The sequence below is a fragment of the Longimicrobiaceae bacterium genome, from assembly GCA_036375715.1.
GTDB lineage: Bacteria > Gemmatimonadota > Gemmatimonadetes > Longimicrobiales > Longimicrobiaceae > DASVBS01.
In genome coordinates, this window is the sequence record DASVBS010000063.1 from 1 (window position 1) to 6,796 (window position 6,796).

Sequence of the window (6,796 nt, forward strand, 5' to 3'; positions counted from 1 at the left end):
GACGAGCGGGACGGTGGAAGTACAGGCGAGCACCCGGTACGAGGCCGGCAAGCTCCGCCAGCTGCTGTTCGGCCGCGACTATCGGGAGCTGTGGGCCGCCCCAATCCGGGTTCCGCTGCTCGATTTCGATACGGTGGCCGGCGGTCTCACCGTCGTGGAGCGCGGCGGCGGGCAGCAGACGCGAGCGCTGCGACTCCGCGGGATGGATGGGCACGAATACAACTTTCGCTCGGTCGACAAGTGGGTTACCCCGGATCCCCGGCGCGATCTGGAGAACACTCCCCTCGAGGCGATCATTCAGGACCAGGTGAGCTCTCTCCACCCCGCCGCGGCGATCGTGGCTACGGGATTGCTCGACGCCGTGGGGATCCTGAACCCTGCCCCGCGCCTGGTGGTGATGCCGGACGATCCGCGCCTCGGCGAGCACCGCGAGGCATTCGCGGGTCTCCTCGGTACCTTCGAGGCCCACGCCGACGCATCGGAGGACGGATCCTCGGTCTTTGCGGACGCCGAGGAGATCGTGGACGAGACGGATTTCTTTGCCGCTCTGCGCGAGGATCCGACCAATCGCGTCGACGCTCGTACGCTCCTGGCGGAGCGATTGATGTCGGTGCTCATGGCGGACTGGGACCGCCACGCGGGTCAGTACCGCTGGGCGCGATTCGACAGCGCAGGGCTGCACGTCTGGACGCCGATCCCCGAAGACCGCGACTATGCGTTCGCGGACTACGATGGCCTCGTCTTCGCCCTGGTGAGCGGGCTCGTGCCCAAAGCCTCCCCTTTCCGCGAGAGGTACGCATCGAACCTCCAGGGACTCCTGCAGAACGCGGTCGAGCTCGACCACCGGCTGATCGCGGAGCTCTCGTGGCCCGAGTGGGAGGAGATCACAAAGCGGCTGCGGGCCGACCTCTCAGACGAGGCAATCGAAGCCGCCGTGGAGCGCATGCCGGAGCCTTACCTGGAGCGGAACGGGCCGGAGCTCGTCCGAATCCTCCGCGCGCGGCGTGACGCACTGAACGAGGTCGCCCGGCGTATCTACCTCGAGCTGGCTCGTGAGGCCGAGGTTCACACCACCGACGTCCCCGAGCGCGCCGAGATCGCCCGCCGGCCCGACGGCTCGGTTCGCGTTCTCGTGACCGCGGAAAGCGACTCCGTCGACCTCCCGCCCCTCTTCGACCGGACCTATCTCCCCTCTGAGACCCGTGAGATTCGCGTCTACCTGTACGGGGGTGACGATCGGGCCATCGTACAGGGCACCGCGGACGGTGGGCCGTTGGTCCGCGTGGTCGGTGGGGCGGGTGACGACACGCTGCTGGACCGCTCCTCGGTGCGCGGGCGGAGCATGCGTACCGCCTTCCACGACGACGAAGGGGAGAACGCGATCGAGACCGGCAGCGAGGCGATTGCCGACCTCACCGCCTTCGAGCCGCCACTGTGGGTGCCCGGGGAGATCCTGCCTCCCCGGGAATGGGGGGCGGAGTTCTCCTGGTTCTCTCCCTGGGCCGGGTGGGAGCACGTCCAAGGGTTGCTCATCGGTGGCGGCCCGGGCTGGACCTGGTACGGCTTCCGGCGCTACCCGGAGGCGGGGAGGACACGGATAACGGGGATGTGGGGCACGGAGACGGGTCGCGTAGGAGTGGACGCCGAGGCATCCTTCCAGGGGATCGGGAGCGCGCCGGACGTGTGGCTCCACGGGCGCGCGTCGCAGCTCGAGGACTTCCGCTTCCACGGCTTCGGCAACGACTCCCCCGACGAGGACGAGCTCGACGGAGAGGTCCTGTTGCTGGATCAGCTCCTGGTGGAGGCGCGCCTCCGCTACCCCGTCGGCGAGCGGTTGAGCCTCGGGATCGGTCCGGTCTTCGAGCGGCTGGATCCAAGATCGGGCTCGGGCACCGAACCGCACTTTCCCGCCGGTGCGGGCGAGGCGTTCGGCAAGGCGGGCCTCGCCGGCGAGTTGGTCCTGGAGGCCCCCGACACGGTATTGACGGGGGGCGGCGGGTTCTCCCTGGTCCTCGACGCCCGCTTCTTCCCCCGCGCCTGGGACCTGACGTCGCCCTTTGGCCGGGTGCAGGGCACGGCCGGCGCGTACCTGCCCCTGCCGGCGCGCTCCGTGGTGGCGCTCCGCGCGGGGGCGGCCCAGCTCTGGGGCGACGCGCCCCTCCCGGAGCAGGTCTCGCTGGGTGGCTCCGCAACGGTACGCGGCTTTCATTACCAGCGCTTCACCGGCGACGCGCTGCTGCACGGAAGCGCGGAGCTGCGCTCCGTGCTCACCCGCGCCGAACTGTTCGTCCGCGGCGACCTGGGTGCCCTCGCCTTCGTCGATGTCGGCCGCGTGTATGTGGACGGCGAGTCGTCCGGCGGCTGGCACCGCGGCAGGGGCCTCGGCCTCTGGTTCCGTTCCGCCGGCCAGGTGGTCAGCGTCACCTACGCTCGCGGAGAAACGGACCGGATCTATCTGCGACTGGGCTTTCCCTGGTAAATGCAATAATTACGAATTACGAATTACGAATTGAGTGTTTTTAGCGGCCGAGGATAGAGAGATGGGCAGAGAGCCGAAGGAGTTCGGCACGAGGAAATACGGCGTCCTCATCCTCTGCGGCCTCTGCGCCATCCTCCGTGCCCTCCGGGGTTCCAAAATCCGTAATTCGTAATCCGTAATTCGTAATTCTTATCAGTAAGTCAACCAATCTGTTGACAAAGTCTCGGGCGTGTGTCATTGTCCGAGGAACGCACGGCTCAGGCACAAGGGGGAGAGACGACATGGGTAGTGATCAGACGGGGCCGGGCGGAGTCGACCTCTCGGGAGGGATTCCGCTCGAAACGCTGGAGGAGGGGAAGCCCTTCGCGGGGCACGTCGGGGAGGAGGCGGTGGTGCTGGTTCGACGCGGGGCGGAGGTGTTCGCCATCGGTGGGACCTGTACGCACTACGGTGGACCGCTGGCGGAGGGGTTGGTGGTCGCTGACACGGTGCGCTGTCCGTGGCACCACGCGTGCTTTTCTCTCCGCACCGGCGAGGCGATCGGGGCCCCGGCACTCAACCCCGTCCCCTGCTGGCAGGCCGAGGTGCGAGACGGCCGCGTGCACCTCGTCGGGCGAAAGGAGGCAGCACCGCTCGATTCCATGGGGAGGCGTGTGGACTTCCCGGAGTCCGTGGTGATCGTCGGCTCCGGAGCGGCGGGAAGCGCCGCCGCGGAGATGCTGCGGCGCGAAGGGTACACCGGTCCCGTCACGCTGGTCGATCCCGACGGCGACGCCCCCTACGATCGTCCGAACCTCTCGAAAGACTATCTCGCGGGCGAGGCGCCCGAGGAGTGGATTCCGCTTCGCCCCGAGGGCTTCTACCAGGAGCATGGGATCGAGAGGATCTCGACCGCGGCGCGAGCGATCGATCCCGCCGACCGCAAGCTCGAGCTGGCGGACGGCCGCGTCCTATCGTTCGGGGCGCTGCTGCTCGCCACAGGCTCGAAGCCGGTACGGCTGACGGTTCCGGGCGCGGACCTCCCCCACGTGCACCTGCTCCGTTCGCTCACCGACTGCCGCGAGATCATCCGCGCCGCGGAATCCGCTAAGCGGGTGGTGATCGTCGGCGCCAGCTTCATCGGCATGGAGGCCGCCGCTTCGCTGCGAAACCGGGGTCTCGAGGTCACCGTCGTCGCACCGATCTCGGTTCCCTTCGAGCACAACCTGGGGCCGGAGATCGGGCGGGTGCTGATGGCTACCCACCAGAAGAACGGCGTGCAGTTCCGCCTCGGTCGCGGCGTGGAGCGGATCGACGCGACGGCGGTCTACCTGGACGACGGCACGCAACTCCCGGCGGAGCTGGTCCTGGTGGGCATCGGCGTGCGGCCCCTCACGCAGCTGGCGGAGGAGGCGGGGATAGAGGTCGACGACGGCGTCCTGGTGAACGAGTACCTCGAGTCGAGCGCCCGAGGGATCTTTGCGGCCGGTGACATCGCCCGTTATCCGGATCCGCGCAGCGGCGAGCGCATCCGGGTGGAGCACTGGGTGGCCGCGCAGCGTCAGGGCCAGGCGGCCGCCCGCAATATCCTCGGGCGGCGTCAACCGTTCATCGATCCGCCCTTCTTCTGGACGCGTCAGTGGGGCGTCGGAGTGCGCTACGTCGGATACGCCTCGCGCTGGGATGAGGTGGAGATCGAGGGGGATCTCAGCGCGGGAGACGCCGAAGTGCGCTACCTGCGCGACGGTCGCCCGCTGGCCGTAGCGACGATGGGTAGGGATCTGGAGAGCCTGCGCGTCGAGGCTGGAATGGAGGCCGCCGTCGGCGGCTATCCCGTCGGGGGTGCAGCGTGAGTGCCACCTGCGGTGCCGCCGCCCGGGCCGAGCCACTCGAGCCCGAACTGCATCTGGCCAAACACGGGCCACACCTGGCGGAGCCCGGGGATCCAGACCGGGAGCTCGCCTCGCTCGTGCATCGCATGCTGGAGCTGCTCGGCGAGGATCCCGAGCGACCCGGGCTGGCGCGAACGCCGGAGCGGGTGACCCGCGCGCTTCGTTGGCTCACCCGCGGCTACGAGCGCCATCCCCTGGACGCGATCGGCGCCGGGATCTTCGAGGAGCAGCACGATTCGATGGTCCTGGTCCGCGGCATCGAGGTCTATTCCCTCTGCGAGCATCACCTGCTCCCCTTCTTCGGGCAGGCGCACGTCGCCTACATCCCCGACGGAAAGATCGTGGGCCTCTCCAAGCTGGCCCGGCTGGTGGAGGTCTTCGCTCGTCGCCTGCAGGTGCAGGAGCGGCTCACCGATCAGATCGCCGAAGCCCTCTGCGAGGCGCTGCAGCCACGCGGCGTGGGGGTCGTCGTGGAGGCGAGTCACCTCTGCATGATGATGCGGGGCGTGGAGAAGCAGAATTCGCGCACCATCACCAGCGCGATGCGCGGCGTGTTCGCCGACTGCCCCATGACCCGCGAGGAGTTCCTGCGCCTGGCGCTTCCGCGGGGTTGACCTACGCCTTCCACCCCGCGCCGGAGAGCCTTCGATCGAGGTCGTAGGCAGCGCTGATCAGCGCCAGGTGGGTGAATGCCTGCGGGAAGTTCCCCAGGTGCTCACCGCGCGGCCCCAACTCCTCGGCGTAGAGGCCGACGTGGTTGGCGTACCCCAGCATCTTCTCGAAGTAGAAGCGCGCCTTCTGGATGTCTCCCGCCCGGGAGAGACACTCCACGTACCAGAAGGAGCAGATGGAGAAGGTCCCCTCCGTTCCGGCCAGCCCATCTACCTCCGTCCCCACGATCTCGTAGCGGTGCACCAGCGAATCGTCCACCAGTCGTCGCTCCACCGCCTGCAGGGTGGAGAGCCAGTGGGGGTCGGTGGGAGATACGAAGCGCACCAGCGGCATGAGTAGACAGGCGGCATCCAATCGCTTGGAGCCCAGGTGGCCGACGAAGGCCTGCTCCTCCGGGTCCCAGAAGTTCTCCCAGATGTCCTTGTAGATCTCGTTGCGCACGTTGCGCCAGCGCACGAGGTCCGCGGGGAAGGAGCGCTTGACCGCCAGGCGTATTCCCCGATCGATGGCGACCCAGCACATCAAACGCGAGATCAGGAAGTGACGGCGCTCGCTGCGCACCTCCCAGATCCCCTCGTCCGGCCGGTTCCAGTTGTCGCACACCCAATCCACGATCTGCTCGATCCTCCCCCAGAGGTCGTGATGGGTCGGCTCACCGTACTTGTCGTACATGTACAGGGAGTCGAGCAGCTCACCGTAGATGTCGAGCTGTAGCTGATCGAAGGCGGCGTTTCCGATCCGCACGGGTCGTGAGCCGCGGTATCCCTCGAAGTGATCGAGCGTCGTCTCGCTCAGATCGGCGCGACCGTCGATGCCGTACACGATCTGCAGCGCCCCGGGGTCTTCGCGCGACTCGGTTCGCTGTACCAGCCAGCGAATGAAATCGCGAGTCTCCTCCACCAGTCCCATGCGGATGAGCGCGTACAGGGTGAAGGAGGCATCGCGGATCCAGGTGTAGCGGTAGTCCCAGTTGCGCACCCCACCCACGTCTTCCGGCAAGCCGAAGGTCGGCGCGGCAACGAACGACCCCGTCCACCGCGAGTGGAGCAGCTTGAGGGTCAATGCAGAGCGGCGCACGATGTCCAGCCACCGCCCGCGGTAGGTGGACTGTCCGATCCAGGTCCGCCAGTAGTTCACCGTGTCCTTGAAGGACGACGAGATGTAGGCCTCGTCGAGACCGACTACCGGTCCGTCCGGAAGAACCTGCTCCAGCACGAAGGGGACGGATTCCCCGGCGTTCAGGGTGAACTCCGCAACCACTTCGCCCCCGTCTATCTCCAGCGCCACCGGCGTCGAGAGTCGCAGGACGGTCCCCTCCTCACTCTCGAACACCACGCCGCGCTCCAGACTCACCACCTTGTGCCGCGCCCGCCCGTAATCGAAGCGCGGAGCGCAGCGCATCCGGACCCGGGTCTGCCCCCGCACCATCTTGATCCGCCGCACGATGCGGCTGGGGTGTGGATCGGCATGGACGGGCATGAAGTCCGTGATCTCCGCCACACCGTCGGCCGAGAGGAAGCGGGTGAGCAGGACGTTGGTGTCGGGCAGGTAGAGCTGCGTGTGATTGGCTTCGTTCAGCGCAGGACGCAGCTCGAACGCCCCGCCTTTCCGCACGTCCAGCAGCGCGGCGAAGACAGAGGGAGAGTCGAAGGCCGGCAGACAGAGGAAATCGATCGTCCCATCCATGCCCACCAACGCGGCGGTCTGCAGGTCTCCGATGATTCCGTGCGCCTCGATGGGTGGATATGAGGTGTCCGCCAAGGTTCCCCCTTTT

Annotated in this window: 4 protein-coding genes; 3 read left to right on the top strand and 1 reads right to left on the bottom strand. The window is 67.6% G+C overall.

All coding sequences use genetic code 11. The features are described 5' to 3' along the window. The 3 genes from VF167_13060 to folE form a co-directional block, all read left to right on the top strand. The coding region (locus VF167_13060) for a BamA/TamA family outer membrane protein (GenBank protein ID HEX6926343.1) at positions 1 to 2,479 on the top strand (2,479 nt) is incomplete at its 5' end. 281 nt (positions 2,480 to 2,760) lie between these two features. Beyond that, positions 2,761 to 4,311, top strand: coding sequence for an FAD-dependent oxidoreductase (locus tag VF167_13065; protein ID HEX6926344.1), 1,551 nt, complete (start codon positions 2,761 to 2,763; stop codon positions 4,309 to 4,311). Next, positions 4,308 to 4,964, top strand: coding sequence for a GTP cyclohydrolase I FolE (gene folE / locus VF167_13070; GenBank protein HEX6926345.1), 657 nt, complete (start codon positions 4,308 to 4,310; stop codon positions 4,962 to 4,964). Before VF167_13065 ends, folE begins: the two co-directional genes overlap by 4 nt. A gap of 1 nt (position 4,965) precedes the next feature. On the opposite strand, the gene VF167_13075 is transcribed toward folE, so the two are convergent. Beyond that, a partial coding sequence (locus tag VF167_13075; GenBank protein ID HEX6926346.1) for a glycoside hydrolase family 15 protein occupies positions 4,966 to 6,796 on the bottom strand: 1,831 nt, incomplete at its 5' end.